This window comes from Streptomyces sp. NPDC002088 (assembly GCF_040296605.1).
Lineage (GTDB): Bacteria > Actinomycetota > Actinomycetes > Streptomycetales > Streptomycetaceae > Streptomyces.
Genome location: NZ_JBEOXO010000008.1, coordinates 118,058 through 136,791, shown reverse-complemented (window position 1 = coordinate 136,791; position 18,734 = coordinate 118,058). Strand labels below are relative to the sequence as shown.

The following is an 18,734-nucleotide window of genomic DNA, read 5'->3' as shown; positions in this document are numbered from 1 at the left end:
CCCACTGCCGTCTGAGAGGTGGGGTACGGGGATGAGTGTCGGCACGAGCAGCGCACCGGGAGCGAGGCAGGCGCGACGCACACCCGCGCCCCGCTGCGGTGACCTCGCCGAACTCGGCATCGATCCCGACGAACTGCCCGACGGCCTCGTGATCGCCGACGAACACGGGCACGTCATCTGCTTCAACGCCGCCGCCCAGCGCATCACCGCCACCGCCGCCGCGGACGCACTCGGGCAGCGGCTCGAGAAAGCACTGCCCTTGGAGGACCTGGAAGGGCGACGCTGGTGGCAGCTGACCGACCCGTACGGCGGGCTGTCCATCAGGGTGCGCCAGCCCGAGCGCAATCTGCTGCTGCCCGGCGGACGGGAAGTGCTCGTGTCCGCGCGGTACGTCCGCACGGAACCGACCGGGCCCGTCCGCCGCGTCGTCGTCACCCTCCGTGACACAGAGGCCCGCCGCCGCACCGAGCGCAGCCACGCCGAACTCATCGCGACCGTCGCCCACGAGCTGCGCTCGCCGCTGACCTCCGTCAAGGGCTTCACCGCCACCCTGCTGGCCAAGTGGGAGCGGTTCACCGACGACCAGAAGCGGCTGATGCTGGAAACCGTCGACGCCGACGCCGACCGGGTCACCCGACTCATCGCCGAGCTGCTCGACATCTCGCGGATCGACTCCGGGCGGCTGGAGCTGCGCCGCCAGCCCGTCGACATCGGCGCGGCCGTCGGACGGCACATCCAGGCTTATGTCGCCGCGGGCCAGCCCGCCGACCGCTTCCTGCTGCGCATCGAGCAGCCGCTGCCCGCCCTGTGGGCCGACCCCGACAAGGTCGACCAGGTGCTCAGCAACCTGCTGGAAAATGCAGTGCGTCACGGCGAGGGAACCGTCACCATTGACGTCACGCCCTCGGCGTCCCCCCGCGAAGGGGAGGCCGATGAGATCACAGCCACATCGGTCACGGTGAGCGACGAGGGGCTCGGCATCCCGGAGGAGTCCATGAACCGCGTCTTCACCCGCTTCTGGCGGGGCAGCAAGCGCGGCGGCACGGGCCTCGGGCTGTACATCGTCAAGGGCATCGTCGAGGCCCACGGCGGCACCATCACGGTCGGCCGCGCCCCCGGCGGCGGCGCCGAATTCCGATTTACGTTGCCCGTGGGCGCCCCGGCGTATCTCGCCTGAGCAGCCCGCGGGCGCATTCGTACACCTCCACCCCGTTAGACTCGGCCTTTGGCACCTTTGTGTCCCACAGACGGGCCTCTGAGTCGATGACGGGGACCTTCAGCCAGCCAATCGGAAGCACGGGAAGAGATGTCGGCACCGAATAAGTCGTACGACCCTGTCGAGGTCGAGGCGTTGAAACCGGAAGAGATCGAGCGTATGCGGGACGAGGCGCTCGCCGCCTTCGCCGCAGCGGGCTCCCTCGACGCGCTCCAGGAGGCCAAGGTCGCCCACACCGGGGGCACCTCGGCGCTGGCCCTCGCCAACCGCGAGATCGGCGCCCTGCCTCCGCACGCCAAGGCCGCCGCCGGCAAACTGGTCGGCCAGGCCCGGGGCGCCGTGAACAAGGCCCTCGGCGCCCGCCAGGTCGAGCTGGAGGCCGAGCGCGACGCCCGGGTGCTGGTCGAGGAGGCCGTGGACGTCACGCTGCCCCACGACCGCGTACCGGCCGGCGCCCGGCACCCGCTCACCACGCTCTCGGAGCGCATCGAGGACGTCTTCGTGGCCATGGGCTACGAGGTCGCCGAGGGCCCGCAGGTCGAGGCCGAGTGGTTCAACTTCGACGCGCTCAACATCGGCCCGGACCACCCGGCCCGCGGCGAGGCCGACACGTTCTTCGTGCAGGGCCCCGAGGGCGGCACCGAGTCCGGCGTGGTGCTGCGCACGCACACCTCGCCCGTGCAGATCCGCTCCCTGCTGCAGCGCGAGCTGCCGGTGTACGTGATCTGCCCCGGCCGTGTGTACCGCACGGACGAGCTGGACGCGACCCACACCCCGGTCTTCCACCAGGTCGAGCTGCTCGCCGTCGACGAGGGCCTGACCATGGCCGACCTCAAGGGCACCCTGGACCACATGGTCCAGTCGCTGTTCGGCGAGGGCATGAAGACCCGGCTGCGGCCGAACTTCTTCCCGTTCACCGAGCCGTCCGCCGAGATGGACATGGTGTGCTACGTCTGCCGCGGCGAGTCCGTCGGCAACCCCGACCGGCCCTGCCGCACCTGCTCGTCCGAGGGCTGGATCGAGCTCGGCGGCTGCGGCATGGTCAACCCCAAGGTGCTGACCGCCTGCGGCGTCGACCCGGAGAAGTACAGCGGCTTCGCCTTCGGGTTCGGCATCGAACGGATGCTGATGTTCCGCCACAACGTCGAAGACATGCGAGACATGGTCGAGGGTGACGTCCGGTTCACCCGGCCGTTCGGGATGGAGATCTGATGCGGGTCCCGCTTTCTTGGCTGCGGGAGTACGTCGACCTGCCGGCGACCGAAACCGGGCGTGACGTCCAGGACAAGCTGATTTCGGCCGGTCTGGAGGTCGAGACCGTCGAGCACCTCGGCGCCGACCTCAAGGGCCCGCTCGTCGTCGGCCAAGTGCTGACCATCGAGGAGCTGGAGGGCTTCAAGAAGCCGATCCGCTTCTGCACGGTCGACGTCGGCCAGGCCAACGGCACCGGCGAGCCCCAGGAGATCGTCTGCGGCGCCCGCAACTTCGCCGTCGGCGACAAGGTCGTCGTGGTGCTGCCGGGCGCCGTGCTGCCGGGCAACTTCGCGATCGCCGCGCGCAAGACGTACGGCAAGACCTCCCACGGCATGATCTGCTCCGGCGACGAGCTGGGCATGGGCGCCGACGGCAGCCACGGCATCATCGTGCTGCCGCCGGAGACCGAGGTCGGCAAGGACGCCATCGAGCTGCTCGAGCTGGTCGACGAGGTCCTCGACATCGCCGTCACCGCCAACCGCGGCGACTGCCTGTCGATCCGCGGCGTCGCCCGCGAGACCGCCATCGCCTACGGCCTGCCGCTGCGCGACCCGGCGCTGCTCGACGTCCCGGGCCCGAACGCGTTCGGCTACCCCGTGAAGGTCTCCGACCCCGTCAACTGCGACCGCTTCACCGCGCGCACCGTCACCGGCCTGAGCCCCGAGGCACGCTCCCCGATCTGGTTGCAGCGCCGCCTGCAGAAGGTCGGCATGCGCCCGATCTCGCTCGCCGTCGACGTCACGAACTACGTGATGATGGAGCTCGGCCAGCCGCTGCATGCGTACGACCGCTCGCTCGTCCAGGGCACCATCGGCGTGCGCCGGGCCGAGGAGGGCGAGAAGATCGTCACCCTCGACGGCGTCGAGCGAAAGCTGCACGCCGAGGACCTGGTGATCACGGACGACCGTGGCCCGATCGGGCTCGCCGGCGTCATGGGTGGCGCGAACACGGAGATCGCCGACCACGACGACGTCGAGAACGTGTCGACGGACGTGGTCATCGAGGCCGCGCACTTCGACCAGGTCGCGATCGCCCGTACGGCCCGCCGCCACAAGCTGTCCTCCGAGGCGTCCAAGCGCTTCGAGCGCGGCGTCGACCCGCAGGCCGCGTCCGCCGCCGCCCAGCGCACGGTGGACCTGCTGGTGCTGCTGGCCGGTGGTACGGCCGACGCGGGCGTCACCGAGGTCATCGCGCCGTCCGCGCCCCGCACCATCTCCGTCCCGGCCAGCCACCCGGACAAGGTCGCGGGCGTGGACTACGGCCGCGAGACCGTCGTACGCCGTCTCCAGGAGATCGGCTGCGACGTGTACGGGCAGGACGAACTCATCGTCACCGTGCCGTCCTGGCGGCCCGACCTGACCGAGCCCAACGACCTGGCCGAAGAGGTCATCCGCCTGGAGGGCTACGAGAACCTGCCCTCCACGCTGCCCAAGCCCCCGTCGGGCCGTGGCCTGACCGACCGGCAGCGGCTGCACCGCCGCGTCGGCCGGGCGCTGGCCGGAGCGGGCTACGTCGAGGCGCCGAACTACCCGTTCATCAGCGAGCAGGTCTTCGACCAGTTCGGTCTCGACGCCGACGACCCGGTCCGCCGGGTCGTGAAGCTGATCAACCCGCTCAACGACGAGGAGCCCGCGCTGCGTACGTCGCTGCTGCCGGGCCTGCTCGGCGCGCTGCGCCGCAACGACGGCCGCGGCTCGCACGACCTGGCACTCTTCGAGACCGGGCTGGTCTTCCACCCGCGTGAGGAGCAGCGGGTCGCCGTCGCCCTGCCCGTCGACCGGCGTCCCACCGACGAGGAGATCGCGACGCTCGACGCGGCGCTGCCCGAGCAGCCGCGCCATGTCGCCGTCGTCCTCGCGGGCGCCCGCGAGCAGGCCGGCTGGTGGGGCAAGGGCCGCCCGGCCGACTGGGCCGACGCGGTCGAGGCCGCCCGGACCGTCGCCCGTGAGGTCGGCGCCGTGCTGGTCGTCCGCAACGGCAAGCAGGGGCCATGGCACCCGGGCCGCTGCGCGGAGCTGGCCGTCGTCGCCGCGGACGGTGCGGAGAAGATCGTCGGCCACGCGGGCGAACTGCACCCGCGCGTCGTCAAGGCCCTGGGTCTGCCCGCCCGCACCAGCGCGGCGGAGCTGAACCTGGACGCTCTGGAGGCGGTCGGCAACGACACCCCGCAGGCGCCCAGGATCTCCACCTTCCCGGTCGCCACGCAGGACGTCGCTCTGGTCGTCGGCAAGTCGGTCCCGCACGCGGACGTCGAGGCCGCGCTGCGCGACGGCGCCGGCGAACTGCTGGAGGCCATCCGGCTGTTCGACGTCTACGAGAACGACGAGCAGCTCGGCGAGGGCAAGAAGTCCCTCGCGTACGCGCTGCGGTTCCGCGCCGGGGACCGCACGCTGACGGTCGACGAGGCGTCCGCCGCCCGCGACGCGGCGGTTGCGCTGGCCGCTGAGCGCACGGGAGCGGTGCTGCGCAGTTAGTTCCGCTGCTGAGTTGGTTCCGCCGGGTAAGTGCGTCGGCTGCGGGTCGTCCGTGGCTGGTCGCGCCCGCGCGGCGGAGCCGCATATGTCATGGTCACGCGCCCCTATAGGGGCGTCCCCCCATCGGCCGCCTCACTCAATCGGGTGAGATCCTCCAGCGGCCTGGCCTCGCGCGTCATGCGGTCGACAGAATCGGACCGGCCTTTCGGGGCCGGCCGGTCTGTACCGTCACGGCCGAGATGGGGGGGCCATCGACATGATCCGCATCAGGCCGCTGCGCCGAGCCCTCTTCCTGGGGATGCCCACGGTGTGGGGCGCCATGGCGATCACGTACAAACTGGCCTGTCCGCTCGCCCAGCAGACCGGGTTCGGCGCGCGGGTCGCCAGCAGCGCGGTCTTCTTCGCCGTCGGCACGGGGCTGGTCCTCCACCTCCGGGCGACACTGCTGCGCGAGCTCAGACAGGCCCGCCGGGTCGCGGGCGCCGCCCAGAGCGTGCTACTGCGGCCGTTGCCCCCGCGCATCGACGGGTTGGGCGTCGCCGCCGCCCAGCTCTCCGCGGACCGCGGCGCCTCGGTCGGCGGCGACCTCTACGAGGCCATCGCCACCGAACACGGCGTACGGGTGGTGATGGGCGACGTCCGCGGGCACGGGCTCGCGGCGATCGGCACCGTCGCCGCCGTCCTCGGCAGCTTCCGCGAGGCCGTGCACGACGAGGCCGAACTCGGCAACGTGCTGCACCGCCTGGAGCGCGCGCTCGCCCGGCATCTGCGCGAACGCGCCCGCGCCGAGCACCCCTCGGCCGGCCCGCCGCCCGACACCCCGGTCGCCGAGGAGTTCGTCACCGTCCTGCTGCTGGAGATCGGCCAAGACGGCGAGGTCCACGCCCTCAACTGCGGTCATCCGTGGCCGTACCTGCTGAGCGGCACCAGGGTCGAGCCCCTGGCCCGAGCCGACCCCCTCCCTCCCCTCGGGCCGTTCCCACTCCCGCATGAACTGCCCGCCGTGCGCGTAGGACGTCTGCTTCCGGGCGAGTCACTCGTCCTGCACACGGACGGGGCGGAGGACGCGAGGGACTGCCACGGCCGCTTCTTCTCCCTGCCGACGGCGATCGCCGCGGCGGTCGGCGACGACCCGGTCACACCCCAGACCATCCTGCGCACCGTCTTCACCGCCCTCCACCGCCACACCGGCGGCCGGCCGGCCGACGACGTGGCCTTACTCGTACTGCGCAACGAACGCGTGCGGGAACGTGCCCCTGAAGGGGCGCGGGACAGTGGCACATGCGGCTCCGCCGCGCGGGCGCGACCAGCCCCCACGAGCCCGCAGCCGACGAACCACCTGTAGTCCCCGGCGTTACCAGCACAGGCACAGCGCAGCGCCGTTCGCCGTCCGCCCCGCCACGGAGTGTCGGGCAGGCAGCGGGGCGGACGGCGCGGAAGCGGGCCGCCGCACTGTATGAGGGGGAGCCGGCGGCCCGGCCGGCCTCTTGCGAGGCATTTCAGTCAACCGGGCGGGGACTCTCCGCAACAGCGCGCGCACAGCACGGATTCGCGCACTCCGTTCACACCCCGTGTGAAGCGGGACCCACTACTCTGTCGGCACCGAGCCACCGGGGGGCACCCATGCAGCCCAACACTCTGCTCGACGCGATCCTGGACGAGGCGGGTATTTCGCACGCCGGGCTGGCCGCGCACGTCAACCAGGCGGGGCGGGTCCGCGGCCTGGCACTTCGGTACGAACACACCGCCGTGGCACGGTGGCTGAAGGGCCAGCGGCCGCGCGGCCAGGTGCCCGACCTGATCTGCGAGGTGCTCGCCGGCCGGCTGCACCGGCCGGTCACCCTCGACGACATCGGCCTCGGCGTCCCCGGCGAGCCGTCGGCCCCGCACGGCACCTCGCTCTCCGGCTTCGTGGAGCGGGCCACCGCCCTGTGGCGCTCCGACGAACAGCAGCGCCCGCACGTCCTCGGCGCCCCCGCCGTCACCGGCACGCCCGCCGTGATGCCCGTATGGGAGTGGGAGAACCCGCCCGAGGACGTGGACGTCTCCCGCGGCGGCAGACACCGGGTCACCCCGGGCGACATCGAGATGCTGCGCGCCGCCCGCGCCCACTACGAGCAGCTGTACCGCAAGGCCGGCGGCATAGCGACCCGCAGCCGCATCGTCGGCTTCCTCAACGCCGAGGCGGCCCCGCTGCTGCGCGGCAGCTACACCGACGCCACCGGCCGCCAACTCCACCGGGCAACCGGCGGGTTGGTGGCGATCGTCGGCATCTGCGCGTACGACTCCGACGCGCACGGCTTGGCCCAGCGCTACTTCCACCAGGCCCTCAGACTCGCGAAAGCCAGCGGGGACCAGGGACTTGGCGCCTATGTCATCGCGCTGCTCGTCAACCAGTCGCTGTTCATGCGGGAGTACCGCCAGGCCGTCGCCTTCGCCGAGGCCGCGTTGCGCGCCGCCGGACGGCACATCACCCCCGCGCTCGCCTCGGATCTGTACGCGATGCAGGCCAAGGCGTACGCACACCTGGGCGACGGTACGAGCGCCCTGTCCTGCATCCGGCGTGCCGAGGCGGCCGCCGAACGCATCCGGCGCGGATACGAACCCGACGAAACCGGCTATGTCCAGCCGGGTCTCGTCAACGTCCAGGTGGCGGAGGCCCTGCTCAGCCTCGGCGAGCTGGCCGCCGCCCGGGAGCACGCGGCGGCCGCCGTGGACAACCCCGCCCACGACCGGGGCCGGGTGCACCGGCTCGCGATGCTCAGCACGATCGAACTCCGCCAGGGCAACGCCGACAAGGCGGTGGCCACGGCGGTGCAGATGACCGAACAGGCCCGCGGAATGGAGTCCCAGCGCCTGCGCGACAGACTGCGCGCGGTACGTGAGCACCTGGTGCGCAGCGGCGTGGCCGGCACGGCCGAGGCCGCCGAACTCATCGACGGTGCACTGCGCGTACCGCTGTAGATTCCCCGAAAATCCCGCGGGTACGGAACGCTGCGCCTACCGCTGCGCCGGGAGCGGCTCGCTGTGCGCCTGCTGTCAGACCGCTCGTGCTGCGATATTGCCACTTACTCGGCGGAAGGTGGCAGAACCGTGCAGTGGACGAAGCAGAACGAACAAACTGTGTATGAAAACCGCTGGTTCAGCGTCAATCTCGCAGATGTCGAGCTGCCGGACGGCCGGCACCTCGACCACTTCCTCATACGGCTGCGGCCCGTCGCCGTGGCCACGGTGGTGAACGAGGCCAATGAGGTCCTCCTTCTGTGGCGCCACCGTTTCATCACCGACAGCTGGGGGTGGGAACTCGCGGCGGGCGTCGTCGAGGACGGCGAGGACATCGCAAGCGCGGCCGCCAGGGAGCTCGAGGAGGAGACCGGCTGGCGGCCGGGGCCTCTGCGCCACCTCATGAGCGTGGAGCCGTCCAACGGCCTCACCGACGCCCGGCACCACATCTACTGGGCCGACGAGGGTGAGTACATCGGACACCCCGTGGACGACTTCGAGTCGGAGCGCCGGGAATGGGTCCCCCTCAAGCTGGTCCCCGACATGGTCGCCCGCGGTGAGGTCCCGGCCGCCAACATGGCGGCCGCGTTACTGCTCCTGCACCACCTCAGGCTCGGACAGGACACCACGCCCTGAATCCCCCCACGGTGTCCTGGTAGCCAGGGCAGGCCCTAGTGGCCGAGAGCCTGCCAGACCGCCACGACCAGTGCTCCTACGGCCGTGACGGCCGCGATCGAGGGCAGCGGCCAGCGCGCGTGCTCCAGCGAGCCGAGCCGGGTGCTCAGCTCGTCGAGTTCCTTGACGGTCTCTTCGGTGCGATGGGTGAGCAGAGCCAGTCCGCCCTCGACGCGGGCGTACGCCACGTCGAGGCGGCGCCGTAACTCTGCGACTTCTCCATGGACGACGGGATGCTCGGGATCGGCGGTCACGTGTCCGCTCCTTTCCGTAGTCGTCTCACATCCCTTGCATGTGCATGAAGAGTCAACTCGCCTGGTGGGCGCGTGGGGAGAGTGTGCGAGCGGCATATGCGTGCCCGGCGCGCACACGGTGTGTGAATGCCGCGGGCCCGGCTCCGTTTCCGGTGCCGGGCCCGTAGGGCGTCGTCGCTGTAGTCAGCCGTGGGTTCAGCCGTAGGTGTAGAAGCCCGAGCCGGACTTCCGGCCCAGCCGGCCGGCGTCGACCATGCGCTGGAGCAGCGGGGGAGCGGCGTACAGCGGCTCCTTGTACTCCTCGTACATGGAGTAGGCCACCGAGGCGACCGTGTCCAGGCCGATCAGGTCGGACAGCTTCAGCGGGCCCATCGGGTGGGCGCAGCCCAGCTCCATGCCGTTGTCGATGTCCTCGCGGCTGGCGATGCCCGACTCGAACATCCGGATCGCCGAGAGCAGGTACGGGATCAGCAGCGCGTTGACCACGAAGCCGGAGCGGTCCTGGGCGCGGATGGCGTGCTTGCCGAGCACCTTCTCGGTGAACAGCTGCGCCCGGCTCAGCGTGCCCTCGGAGGTGGTCAGCGCCGGGATCAGCTCGACGAGCTGCTGCACGGGGGCCGGGTTGAAGAAGTGGATGCCGATGACCTGGTCCGGCCGCGAGGTGGTGACCGCGAGCCGCACCAGCGGGATGGAGGAGGTGTTGGACGCCAGGATGGCGTCCGGGCGGGTCACGACCTGGTCCAGGACCTGGAAGATCTCGGTCTTGACCTGCTCGTTCTCGACGACGGCCTCGATCACCAGGTCGCGGTCCGCGAACTCACCGAGGTCGGTGGTGAAGCTGAGACGCGCCTGGGTCGCCGCCAGCTCCTCCTCGGTGATCTTGCCGCGCTCGGCGGCCTTGGCCAGGGAGGTGAACAGCCGGGTACGGCCGAACTCCAGGGCTTCGCCCGTGGTCTCGGCGACCTTGACGTTCAGACCGGAGCGGGCGCAGACCTCGGCGATGCCCGCTCCCATCTGGCCGCAGCCCACCACTCCGACGCGTTCGATGTCGGTCACATCGTCCCTTTCGCTGCGCTGATCTACGGCTGTGGCAGGTCTGCCGTGGTTGACGCCTGCTCCAGTCGTGCACGTTACCGCCAAGTATCGATGATCGATCGCCGGGGTACGGCATCCTTGGCGCGGAGACGGTCCGTGACGGTACGGATCCGTGGCGTATGGGGGTGGTTCGGCATGGGGCGACCGACCCGGCGGGCGTTCTCGCTGGCGGCACTGACGGCGCTGACGGCTGTGACGACGACGGGAGCGGCGGCGCGGCCCGGGCCGCGGGAGCCGGGGCACCGGCGTGCGGCCGCGGAGATGCGGGGCGTGTGGCTGGCGACGGTGGCCAACCGCGACTGGCCCTCCCGCCCCGGGCTGACGGCGGCCGAGCAGCGCACCGAGCTGATCGCGCACCTGGACACGGCGGTGCGTAACCGCCTCAACACGGTGATCTTCCAGGTGCGGCCGACGGCGGACGCGCTGTGGCCCTCACCGTACGAGCCGTGGTCGCAGTACCTGACGGGCACCCAGGGGGAGAGCCCGGGCTGGGACCCGCTCGGCACGGCCGTCGAGGAGGCCCATGCGCGGGGGCTGAAGCTGCACGCCTGGTTCAACCCGTACCGGATCGCCATCCATGCCGACCCGTCGAGACTTCTCGCCTCCCACCCGGCCCGGCGGCACCCGGACTGGGTGGTGACGTACGGCGGGAAGCTGTACTACAACCCGGGCCTGCCTCAGGTGCGCGCCTTCGTCCAGGACGCGATGCTCGACGCGGTCGCCAGGTACCCGGTCGACGCCGTGCACTTCGACGACTACTTCTACCCGTATCCGGTGGCGGGCCAGACCTTCGACGACGACGCCGCCTACGACGCGTACGGCGGCGACTTCCCGAACCGGGCCGCCTGGCGCCGCGACAACATCGACCGGCTGGTCCGCGAGATGGCGGCCCGGGTCAGGCAGGTCCGGCCCGGCGCCGAGTTCGGCATCAGCCCCTTCGGGGTGTGGCGCAACGCCGCCACGGACCCGCTCGGCTCCGACACCCGGGCGGGCGTGCAGACGTACGACGACCTGTACGCGGACACGCGCAGGTGGGTGCGCGAGCACTGGATCGACTACCTCGTCCCGCAGCTCTACTGGAACATCGGCCTGGCCGCCGCCGACTACGCCAAGCTGCTGCCCTGGTGGGCGGAGGTCGCGCGGGGCACGAAGACGAAGCTGTACCTGGGCGAGGCGCTGTACAAGGCGGGCGACCCGGCGCAGCCCGCGGCCTGGCAGGACCCGGCCGAGCTCTCCCGGCACCTCACCCTCGCCGCCGGTCACCCGCAGGTGCGCGGGCATGTCTTCTTCGCCGCCCGGGAGGTGGCGGCGGACCCGATCGGGGCGATGGCGCGGGTCGTCGCCGACCACTACCAGCAGCCGGCGAAGCCCCCGCGCTGACTCACCTCTTCTTGTCCTGCTGGTGCCGGACCTCGCAGTCGGGTCCGGGGGACATCACTGCTTCGTGGCCGTCGGGGAAGCGGACGCGGTATGGCGGGTTGCCCTCCGTGCCCATCACTTCGACGACTTCCGAGACCTGATCGTGTTGGCCGACCACCCTGCCGTGCTGGACAAGCTGGTCGCCTTTGGATGCGCGCATCTAAGGGCCTCCTCACCAGTGCGCGCTCAGCCGCGCGCCCGCTGGGTGACGGCGATGCAGACGAGCACGGCGGCGGCCGTCAGCGGGGCGGCCGGCGTGAGGTGCTCGCCGAGCAGCAGCACCGACCACACCAGTGTGAGCAGCGGCTGCGCCAACTGCAACTGGCTGGCCTTGGGGATGCCGATGGCCGCCATGCCCCGGTACCAGACGACCAGGCCCAGGAACTGCGAGCCGGCCGCGACCCACAGCACCCCGGCGACGCTGTGCACGGTCAGCTGCGGCGGCTGCTGGGCGAGGGCCACGGCGGCGACGGGCACGGTCAGCGGCAGGCACAGCACCAGCGCCCAGCCGACGACCTGCCAGCCCGGCAGCACCCGGGCCAGTCGGCCGCCCTCGGTGTAGCCGGCCGCGCACACCAGCAGCGCCGCGAAGAGATACAGGTCGGCGGAGGTCAGGGCGCCCCCGCTCTGCTGCACGGTGAAGGCGACCACGGCGGCGGCGCCGGCCAGCGCCGCCGCCCAGAAGCCGCGTGAGGGCCGGGCGCCGACGCGCAGGGCGGACAGCAGCGCCGTCGTCAGCGGGAGCAGGCCGACCACGACGGCCGCGTGCGCGGTCGTCGATGTCTCCAGGGCGAGGGTGGTGAGCAGCGGGAACCCGAGGACGACGCCCGCGGCGACGACCGCGAGCCCCGGCCAGTGCCGGCGGGCCGGCGGCGGGACGCGCAGGGCGAGCAGACAACCGCCCGCGATCACCGCCGCGAGGACGCTGCGCACGGAGACCAGGGCCCAGGGCCCGAAACCCTCCAGGCCCCAGGCGGTGGCCGGGAAGGTGAGGGAGAAGGCGACGACACCGAGGGCGGCCTGCGCCAGGCCCGCGAACGTCTTGGGCGAGGCGGTGTCGACCGCTATCCGGGTCGGCGCAGTAGCGCTACTCTGTACTCTCATGCATGAGCGTAGCAGTGTCGGTGAGCTGGCGGATCGGCTGAGGAGAGAGCTCAACCGCTACTCTCCAGGTGAAAAGCTCCCGTCGAGCAGGACCCTCGTCGAACGGTTCCGGGTGAGCCCGGTGACCGTCTCGCGCGCCCTCGCGCAGCTGGCCGCGGAGGGGCTGGTGGTCACCCGGCCCGGCGCGGGCGCGTTCCGCGCGCGGCCGCGCGCCACCGCGGCACCCGCCGGCGACACCTCCTGGCAGGAGGTCGCCCTCAGCGCGGACGGCGCCGCCGACCTCGTACCGCGCACCGTGGACGCCTCCGGGGTCACGGTCTCGCTCGCCGCGCCGCCGCCCGGCGTGATCGAGTTCAACGGTGGCTATCTGCATCCCTCGCTCCAGCCCGAGCGGGCGATGGCCGCGGCGCTGTCGCGCGCCGGGCGCCGCCCCGGTGCCTGGGGGCGGCCGCCGATGGAAGGGCTGCCGGAGCTGCGTGAGTGGTTCGCGCGGAGCATCGGCGGGTCCGTCACGGCCGCCGAGGTACTGGTCACCGCCGGCGGCCAGTCCGCGCTGACCACCGCGCTGCGCGCCCTGGCACCGCCCGGCGCCCCGGTGCTCGTGGAGTCGCCCACCTACCCGGGCATGCTGGCCATCGCCCGCGCGGCGGGCCTGCGCCCGGTCCCCGTCCCGGTGGACGCGGACGGTGTGCGGCCGGAGCTGCTCGCCGACGCGTTCCGGGCGACGGGCGCCCGGGTCTTCGTCTGCCAGCCGCTGTTCCAGAACCCGACCGGTGCCGTGCTCGCCGCGGACCGCCGCGGCGAGGTGCTGCGCATCGCCCGCGAGGCGGGCGCGTTCGTCGTCGAGGACGACTTCGTACGGCGGCTCGTGCACGAGGACGCGGGCGAGCTGCCGGGTCCGCTCGCCGCGGACGACCCGGACGGCGTCGTCGTCCATGTCGGCTCGCTCACCAAGGCCACCTCGCCCAGCTTCCGGGTCAGCGCCCTCGCCGCGCGTGGCCCGGTTCTGGAACGGCTGCGCGCCATCCAGGTGGTCGACACCTTCTTCGTCCCCCGGCCTCTTCAGGAGGCCGCGCTGGAACTCGTCGGCTCGCCCGCCTGGCCGCGCCATCTGCGGGCGATCTCGGCGGAGTTGAGGGGTCGCCGCGACACGATGACCGCCGCCCTGCGGCTGACCCTCCCCGAACTCGCCCTGCCGCACATCCCGTCCGGCGGGTACCACCTGTGGCTGCGCCTGCCCGACGGCACCGACGAGACGGCCCTGACCGCGGCCGCCCTGCGCGCGGGCGTCGCGCTGACCCCCGGCCGCCCCTACTTCAGCGCCGAACCCCCGGCCGGACACGTCCGGTTGAGCTTCGCGGCGGTCGCGGGCGCCGGCGAGATCACGGAGGGCGTACGACGGCTGCGTACGGCCTGCGACGAGGTGCTGCCGGGCCCCGGAAATCGCTCGACACGAGGGGCCTGACCTTGTGAGGATCCCGGCATGACCGACACGCCGAGCCTTGCCGAGGGCTACGAGATCTCCACCGACCCCGACCGCATCGACGCCGAGCGCGTGCACCGCTGGCTGTCCACCGACGCGTACTGGGCGATCGGCCGGCCGCGCGAGAAGCAGGACCGGGCGATCGCCGGATCACTCAACTTCGGGGTGTACGACACGGTTTCGGGCGAACAGGTGGCATATGCGCGGGTCATCACCGACCGGGCGACCTTCGCGTGGCTGTGCGACGTGTACGTGGACCCGTCGGTGCGGGGCAAGGGGATCGGCACGGCCATGGTGGGCGCCGTGCGCGAAGAGCTGCGGCCGTACGGGCTGCGCCGCATCCTGCTCGCCACGCACGACGCGCACGGGGTCTACGAGAAGCTGGGCTTCAGGGCACTGGAGCGGCCCGACCAGTGGATGGCCCTGGTCTTCGAGTGAGGTTTTCGTGGGACTTGTCCGTCAGATCCTGACCTTCGAGTAAGGTTTCGCGCACCCTGGGTAACTCCCAGGTAACACCCCTTGACCTGCGCACTTGCACGGCTCACGATCGCCGCATGCCACTTCGGGTCACGTTCGTCGCCGCAGCGCGCAGCTCCCCGCTGCTGGCCGAGCGCTTCGAGGACGACCGGCCACTGGACCAGGCGGGCTGGGAGGAGATGCAGCGCGTCGCCGGCGAACTGCTGCCGCTGGCGGCCGCGGAGCTGCGCTACTGCTCGCCGACCCCGCGCAGCCGCGCCACCGGGGACGCCCTCGGCTACGCCCCGCTCGTGCAACTCGCCCTGCGGGACTGCGACATGGGCCGCTGGCGCGGGCTGACACTGGGCGAGGCGATGGCCCGGGAGCCGCAGTCCGTCGACGCGTGGCTCGCCGACCCGCGCTCCACCCCGCACGGCGGTGAGTCGCTGCTCGCCTTCGTCTCCCGGGTCGGCGGCTGGCTGGACACCCGCCCGGTCGAGGACGGCGGCCGCATCGTCGCCGTGGCCGAGCCCTCCGTGATCCGCGCCGCCCTGGTCTACGCCCTGAAGGCACCGCCCTCGACGTACTGGAACATCGACGTCCGACCCCTGTCGACGACCACCGTCACCGGCCGGGCGGGACGCTGGAACCTTCGCTTCGATCCCGCGTCCGCTCAGCCCTCACGGACGTAGTCGGTGGTGAGGACGAGGTCCTTCGCGGGGCCGCCGACGCGCCAGACCGTCCGCCAGTGGTTCGCGTCCCGGACGGTGAACTCGCCCCGGTAGAAGTCGGCGGCGCAGGGGTGGTCGGCCACGTACCGCCCGGACGTCAGGTCCAGGTCGTGGAAGGGACGCCCGTCCGCGAACCGCACGTCCGCCGTGCCGGGCGCCACGCCCGGCAGGAACCGCAGGGTCCGCTCGGCGGGGCGGGCAACGCCCTGCCAGACGAACGTGCCGGCCTCCTGGTGCAGCAGTCCGCCTCCGTCCAGCGGGTCGAAGACGGTGGCGCCCTCGAAGCGACCCTCGTCGCCGCCCGCGAGGTCCCGCACGGTGCGCTCCACACGCCAGCGCCCGGCCAGATGGGCCAGCACGTCCGGCACGGGCCAGAAGTCGCCCATCGTCATCCCTTCCTCGGCCGGCGGCGCCATCCGTCCGGGGAGTCGGCGGGGGTCTTGCGCTCCGCCTGGGCCCGGATCTCGTGGTGCGACTCATGGCTCGTGACGCGGAAGGCCTCCTCGTACGAGGCCAGGGCCGCCGCCAGGCCCGCGCCGGCGGTGCCGCGCCGGCGTATCAGCCGTGCCAGCCAGGTGAAGAACCCCAGTGCCGCTGCCAGGTAACCGAGCAGGACCAGGTAGGGAAGCAGCGCATCCATGCCGTCGACCTTACGTCCAGGTCGTCCGTGTCCGGCAGGCCCCCGCCCCACGGGTCGTTGCACGCCCCATTGACGCGATCTTGCCCCCTCTTTATCGTGCCGTTCGAAGTGCTGACCGCTGTTTGATATTTCGAACAACTCCTACAGAGCCGTGGAGTATTCATGTCACGCACCACCCGCACCCGCTGGAGACTCGGCCTGACCGCCACCGCCTTCCTGGTGGCCTCGGCCGTGATCCCGGCCCCCGCGCACGCCGAGGACGTCACCGACTACGCGATCACCGTCGACCCGACCGCCAAGGGCGCGAAGATCGACGACACGATGTACGGCGTCTTCTTCGAGGACATCAACCGCGCCGCCGACGGCGGCCTGTACGCCGAACTCGTGCAGAACCGGTCCTTCGAGTACTCCACCGACGACAACAAGTCGTACACCCCGCTCACCGCCTGGACGGTCGGCGGCACGGCCCAGGTCGTGAACGATGACGGCCGGCTCAACGCGAACAACCGCAACTACCTCTCCCTGGGGGCCGGTTCGTCCGTCACGAACGCCGGCTACAACACCGGAATCAGCGTCGATGAGGGCAAGAAGTACGACTTCTCGGTGTGGGCCCGGGCCGAGAGCGGCACCAGGCTGACGGTGTCGTTGCAGGACGCCGACGGCACCCTGGGCACCGCCCGGCAGGTGGCCGTGCGCAAGGGCGGCTGGGCGCAGTACGAGGTGACCTTCGCCGCCACCCGCACCAGCTCCGACGGCCGTCTCACCGTGGCCTCCTCCGACGCGGCCGCGCTCGACATGGTGTCGCTGTTCCCGCGCGACACCTACAAGCACGAGTCGAACGGCCTGCGCAAGGACCTCGCCGAGAAGATCGCCGCCCTGCATCCGGGCTTCGTGCGCTTCCCCGGTGGCTGCCTCGTCAACACCGGTTCCATGCAGGACTACAGCGAGGCCTCCGGCTACCAGCGCAAGCGCTCGTACCAGTGGAAGGACACCATCGGCCCGGTCGAGCAGCGCGCCACCAACGCCAACTTCTGGGGTTACAACCAGAGTTACGGACTCGGCTACTACGAGTACTTCCGCCTGGCCGAGGACATCGGCGCGATGCCGCTGCCCGTCGTACCCGCCCTGGTGACCGGCTGCGGCCAGAACAAGGCCGTCGACGACGACGCCCTGCTCCAGCGGCACATCCAGGACACCCTCGACCTCATCGAGTTCGCCAACGGGCCCGTGACGTCGACGTGGGGCAAGAAGCGAGCCGAGATGGGCCACCCCAAGCCCTTCCACCTCACCCACATCGAGGTCGGCAACGAGGAGAACCTGCCCACCGAGTTCTTCGCCCGCTTCAAGCAGTTCCGCGCGGCCATCGCGGCCAAGTACCCGAACATCACGGTGATTTCGAACGCAGGCCCGGACGACTCCGGCACCACCTTCGACACCGCCTGGCAGCTCAACAAGGACGCCGACGTCGACATGGTCGACGAGCACTACTACAACAGCCCGCAGTGGTTCCTGCAGAACAACGACCGCTACGACTCCTACGACCGCAGCGGCCCGAAGGTCTTCCTCGGCGAGTACGCCTCCGGCGGCAACACCTTCAAGAACGGGCTCGCCGAAGCCGCGTACATGACCGGCCTGGAGCGCAACGCGGACGTCGTCAAGCTCGCCTCCTACGCCCCGCTGTTCGCCAACGAGGACTACGTGCAGTGGCGCCCGGACATGGTGTGGTTCAACAACCACGCCTCCTGGAACTCGGCCGACTACGAGGTCCAGAAGCTGTTCATGACCAACGTCGGCGACCGCGTGGTGCCCAGCATCGCCACCACGACCCCGGCCCTGAGCGGCCCGATCTCCGGTGCCGTCGGCCTGTCGACGTGGGCCACGACGGCGGCGTACGACGACGTGAAGGTGACCGGCGCGGACGGGACGACGCTGCTCAGCGACGACTTCAGCGGTGACGCGTCCCAGTGGACCCACACCGGTGGCGGCAGCTGGAGCCTCCAGGACGGGCAGTACGTCCAGACCGACGCGGCCGCGGAGAACACCATGGTCTCGGCGGGCGACCCCGCCTGGCACGACTACGACCTGCATGTGAAGGCCACCAAGAAGTCCGGCAAGGAGGGCTTCCTCGTCGCCTTCGGCGTCAAGGACACCGGCAACTACTACTGGTGGAACCTGGGCGGCTGGAACAACACCCAGTCCGCGGTCGAGCAGGCCGTGGACGGCGGCAAGTCGACGCTGATCTCCAAGGCGGGGACCATCGAGACCGGCCGCGCGTACGACGTCGACATCAAGGTGCGGGGCCGTCAGGTGACCCTCTACCTCGACGGTCAGGAGTGGGGCAGCTTCACCGACGACAAGCCGGCCGAGCCGTTCCGTCAGGTCGTGACGAAGGACGCCAAGACCGGTGACCTGATCGTCAAGGTCGTCAACGCCCAGTCCGCGGCGGCCCGTACGGCGATCGATCTGGGTGGCGCGAAGGTCGCGTCCAAGGCCCGGGTGACCACGCTGACGGCCGACCCGAGCGCGGTGAACTCGGAGACCGAGACGCCGGTGGTTCCGGTACGGTCCACGTTCGACGGAGTCGCGGACGAGTTCATGTACACCTTCCCGGCGAACTCGATCACGTTCCTGAGGATCAAGCGGGGCTGACGCGGCCCGTACCCGAGCGGCGTCACCGGCCAGGGGGTCGGTGGCGCCGCTCGGCCGTGTCCGGAGGCAGTCGGAAGGAACGCTCGATTCCGTCATGGCCCTGCCAATACACTCCTTCTGCCCGCAGCCGGCGGGTGTGCAAGACCACCGACTGGCGAGAGCCACAAGGGAGTTGGCGTGGTCCATCGCACCATGTTCAGAGTCAGATCCAGGCGAAGACTCGCGTCCGTCCGACAAGCGGTGACGCTTCTTGTCTCGACCGCGGTCCTGGCCCAGGTGTC

The 18,734-nt window shown here is 71.3% G+C and carries 17 protein-coding genes; 11 read left to right on the top strand and 6 right to left on the bottom strand.

Annotated elements, in window-relative coordinates; translation table 11 throughout:
- Window positions 1-31: 31 nt before the first annotated feature.
- The 6 genes from ABT114_RS19165 (at window position 32) to ABT114_RS19140 (ending at window position 8,583) form a co-directional block, all read left to right on the top strand.
- Entirely contained in the window at window positions 32-1,177 is a 1,146-nt protein-coding gene (locus tag ABT114_RS19165; protein WP_351143982.1) for a sensor histidine kinase, read from the top strand.
- Between the two features lie 129 nt (window positions 1,178-1,306).
- On the top strand, window positions 1,307-2,428 hold the full coding sequence (pheS, locus tag ABT114_RS19160) for a phenylalanine--tRNA ligase subunit alpha (protein ID WP_351143981.1): 1,122 nt from the start codon (window positions 1,307-1,309) through the stop codon (window positions 2,426-2,428).
- Complete coding sequence (gene pheT / locus ABT114_RS19155) at window positions 2,428-4,944, top strand: phenylalanine--tRNA ligase subunit beta (protein WP_351143980.1); 2,517 nt, start codon at window positions 2,428-2,430, stop codon at window positions 4,942-4,944. Before pheS ends, pheT begins: the two co-directional genes overlap by 1 nt.
- Before the next feature lie 256 nt (window positions 4,945-5,200).
- Entirely contained in the window at window positions 5,201-6,289 is a 1,089-nt protein-coding gene (locus ABT114_RS19150; protein WP_351143979.1) for a PP2C family protein-serine/threonine phosphatase, read from the top strand.
- Window positions 6,290-6,567: 278 nt separating this feature from the next.
- On the top strand, window positions 6,568-7,908 hold the full coding sequence (locus ABT114_RS19145) for an NsdA family TPR-like regulatory protein (RefSeq protein WP_351143978.1): 1,341 nt from the start codon (window positions 6,568-6,570) through the stop codon (window positions 7,906-7,908).
- Window positions 7,909-8,037: 129 nt separating this feature from the next.
- Complete coding sequence (locus tag ABT114_RS19140) at window positions 8,038-8,583, top strand: NUDIX hydrolase (RefSeq protein ID WP_351143977.1); 546 nt, start codon at window positions 8,038-8,040, stop codon at window positions 8,581-8,583.
- 35 nt (window positions 8,584-8,618) lie between these two features.
- On the opposite strand, the gene ABT114_RS19135 is transcribed toward ABT114_RS19140, so the two are convergent.
- Window positions 8,619-8,876, bottom strand: a complete 258-nt coding sequence (locus tag ABT114_RS19135) for a hypothetical protein (RefSeq protein ID WP_351143976.1) — start codon at window positions 8,874-8,876, stop codon at window positions 8,619-8,621.
- 195 nt (window positions 8,877-9,071) lie between these two features.
- Window positions 9,072-9,932 carry a 3-hydroxybutyryl-CoA dehydrogenase gene (locus tag ABT114_RS19130; protein ID WP_351143975.1) on the bottom strand — a complete coding sequence of 287 codons (861 nt, stop codon included), beginning with the start codon at window positions 9,930-9,932 and terminating at the stop codon, window positions 9,072-9,074.
- A gap of 174 nt (window positions 9,933-10,106) precedes the next feature.
- Here ABT114_RS19130 and ABT114_RS19125 point away from each other — a divergent pair, with 174 nt between their 5' ends.
- The gene (locus ABT114_RS19125; protein WP_351143974.1) at window positions 10,107-11,351 is read left to right on the top strand and encodes a glycoside hydrolase family 10-like protein; all 1,245 of its coding nucleotides are present in this window, start codon (window positions 10,107-10,109) and stop codon (window positions 11,349-11,351) included.
- Between the two features lies 1 nt (window position 11,352).
- On the opposite strand, the gene ABT114_RS19120 is transcribed toward ABT114_RS19125, so the two are convergent.
- Both ABT114_RS19120 and ABT114_RS19115 read right to left on the bottom strand, forming a co-directional pair.
- The gene (locus tag ABT114_RS19120) at window positions 11,353-11,550 is read right to left on the bottom strand and encodes a DUF1918 domain-containing protein (RefSeq protein WP_351143973.1); all 198 of its coding nucleotides are present in this window, start codon (window positions 11,548-11,550) and stop codon (window positions 11,353-11,355) included.
- 26 nt (window positions 11,551-11,576) lie between these two features.
- Window positions 11,577-12,494 (bottom strand): DMT family transporter, encoded by a 918-nt coding sequence (locus tag ABT114_RS19115; RefSeq protein ID WP_351143972.1) that lies wholly within the window; start codon window positions 12,492-12,494, stop codon window positions 11,577-11,579.
- Between ABT114_RS19115 and ABT114_RS19110 the strand changes: the two genes are divergently transcribed.
- The 3 genes from ABT114_RS19110 to ABT114_RS19100 all read left to right on the top strand — a co-directional run bounded on the left by ABT114_RS19110 (window position 12,493) and on the right by ABT114_RS19100 (window position 15,125).
- Window positions 12,493-13,959 carry an aminotransferase-like domain-containing protein gene (locus tag ABT114_RS19110; RefSeq protein WP_351143971.1) on the top strand — a complete coding sequence of 489 codons (1,467 nt, stop codon included), beginning with the start codon at window positions 12,493-12,495 and terminating at the stop codon, window positions 13,957-13,959. The two genes, ABT114_RS19115 and ABT114_RS19110, sit on opposite strands and share 2 nt — an antisense overlap.
- Window positions 13,960-13,977: 18 nt before the next feature.
- Window positions 13,978-14,415, top strand: a complete 438-nt coding sequence (locus tag ABT114_RS19105; RefSeq protein ID WP_351143970.1) for a GNAT family N-acetyltransferase — start codon at window positions 13,978-13,980, stop codon at window positions 14,413-14,415.
- 116 nt (window positions 14,416-14,531) lie between these two features.
- Window positions 14,532-15,125, top strand: coding sequence for a histidine phosphatase family protein (locus ABT114_RS19100; protein WP_351143969.1), 594 nt, complete (start codon window positions 14,532-14,534; stop codon window positions 15,123-15,125).
- Here ABT114_RS19100 and ABT114_RS19095 read toward each other — a convergent pair.
- A complete protein-coding gene (locus tag ABT114_RS19095) occupies window positions 15,107-15,550 on the bottom strand; it encodes a DUF6314 family protein (protein WP_351143968.1) in 444 nt (147 codons plus the stop codon). The two genes, ABT114_RS19100 and ABT114_RS19095, sit on opposite strands and share 19 nt — an antisense overlap.
- A gap of 2 nt (window positions 15,551-15,552) precedes the next feature.
- Complete coding sequence (locus ABT114_RS19090) at window positions 15,553-15,804, bottom strand: hypothetical protein (protein ID WP_351143967.1); 252 nt, start codon at window positions 15,802-15,804, stop codon at window positions 15,553-15,555.
- Window positions 15,805-15,966: 162 nt separating this feature from the next.
- Here ABT114_RS19090 and ABT114_RS19085 point away from each other — a divergent pair, with 162 nt between their 5' ends.
- The gene (locus ABT114_RS19085) at window positions 15,967-18,453 is read left to right on the top strand and encodes an alpha-L-arabinofuranosidase family protein (protein WP_351143966.1); all 2,487 of its coding nucleotides are present in this window, start codon (window positions 15,967-15,969) and stop codon (window positions 18,451-18,453) included.
- Window positions 18,454-18,734: the final 281 nt, after the last annotated feature.

Coding starts and splice junctions, on each gene's coding strand:
- ABT114_RS19165 (WP_351143982.1), top strand. CDS start 32: ATGAGTGTCGGCACGAGCAGCGCACCGGGAGCGAGGCAGGCGCGACGC.
- pheS (WP_351143981.1), top strand. CDS start 1,307: ATGTCGGCACCGAATAAGTCGTACGACCCTGTCGAGGTCGAGGCGTTG.
- pheT (WP_351143980.1), top strand. CDS start 2,428: ATGCGGGTCCCGCTTTCTTGGCTGCGGGAGTACGTCGACCTGCCGGCG.
- ABT114_RS19150 (WP_351143979.1), top strand. CDS start 5,201: ATGATCCGCATCAGGCCGCTGCGCCGAGCCCTCTTCCTGGGGATGCCC.
- ABT114_RS19145 (WP_351143978.1), top strand. CDS start 6,568: ATGCAGCCCAACACTCTGCTCGACGCGATCCTGGACGAGGCGGGTATT.
- ABT114_RS19125 (WP_351143974.1), top strand. CDS start 10,107: ATGGGGCGACCGACCCGGCGGGCGTTCTCGCTGGCGGCACTGACGGCG.
- ABT114_RS19120 (WP_351143973.1), bottom strand. CDS start 11,550: ATGCGCGCATCCAAAGGCGACCAGCTTGTCCAGCACGGCAGGGTGGTC.
- ABT114_RS19110 (WP_351143971.1), top strand. CDS start 12,493: ATGCATGAGCGTAGCAGTGTCGGTGAGCTGGCGGATCGGCTGAGGAGA.
- ABT114_RS19115 (WP_351143972.1), bottom strand. CDS start 12,494: ATGAGAGTACAGAGTAGCGCTACTGCGCCGACCCGGATAGCGGTCGAC.
- ABT114_RS19105 (WP_351143970.1), top strand. CDS start 13,978: ATGACCGACACGCCGAGCCTTGCCGAGGGCTACGAGATCTCCACCGAC.
- ABT114_RS19100 (WP_351143969.1), top strand. CDS start 14,532: ATGCCACTTCGGGTCACGTTCGTCGCCGCAGCGCGCAGCTCCCCGCTG.
- ABT114_RS19095 (WP_351143968.1), bottom strand. CDS start 15,550: ATGGGCGACTTCTGGCCCGTGCCGGACGTGCTGGCCCATCTGGCCGGG.
- ABT114_RS19090 (WP_351143967.1), bottom strand. CDS start 15,804: ATGGATGCGCTGCTTCCCTACCTGGTCCTGCTCGGTTACCTGGCAGCG.
- ABT114_RS19085 (WP_351143966.1), top strand. CDS start 15,967: ATGTCACGCACCACCCGCACCCGCTGGAGACTCGGCCTGACCGCCACC.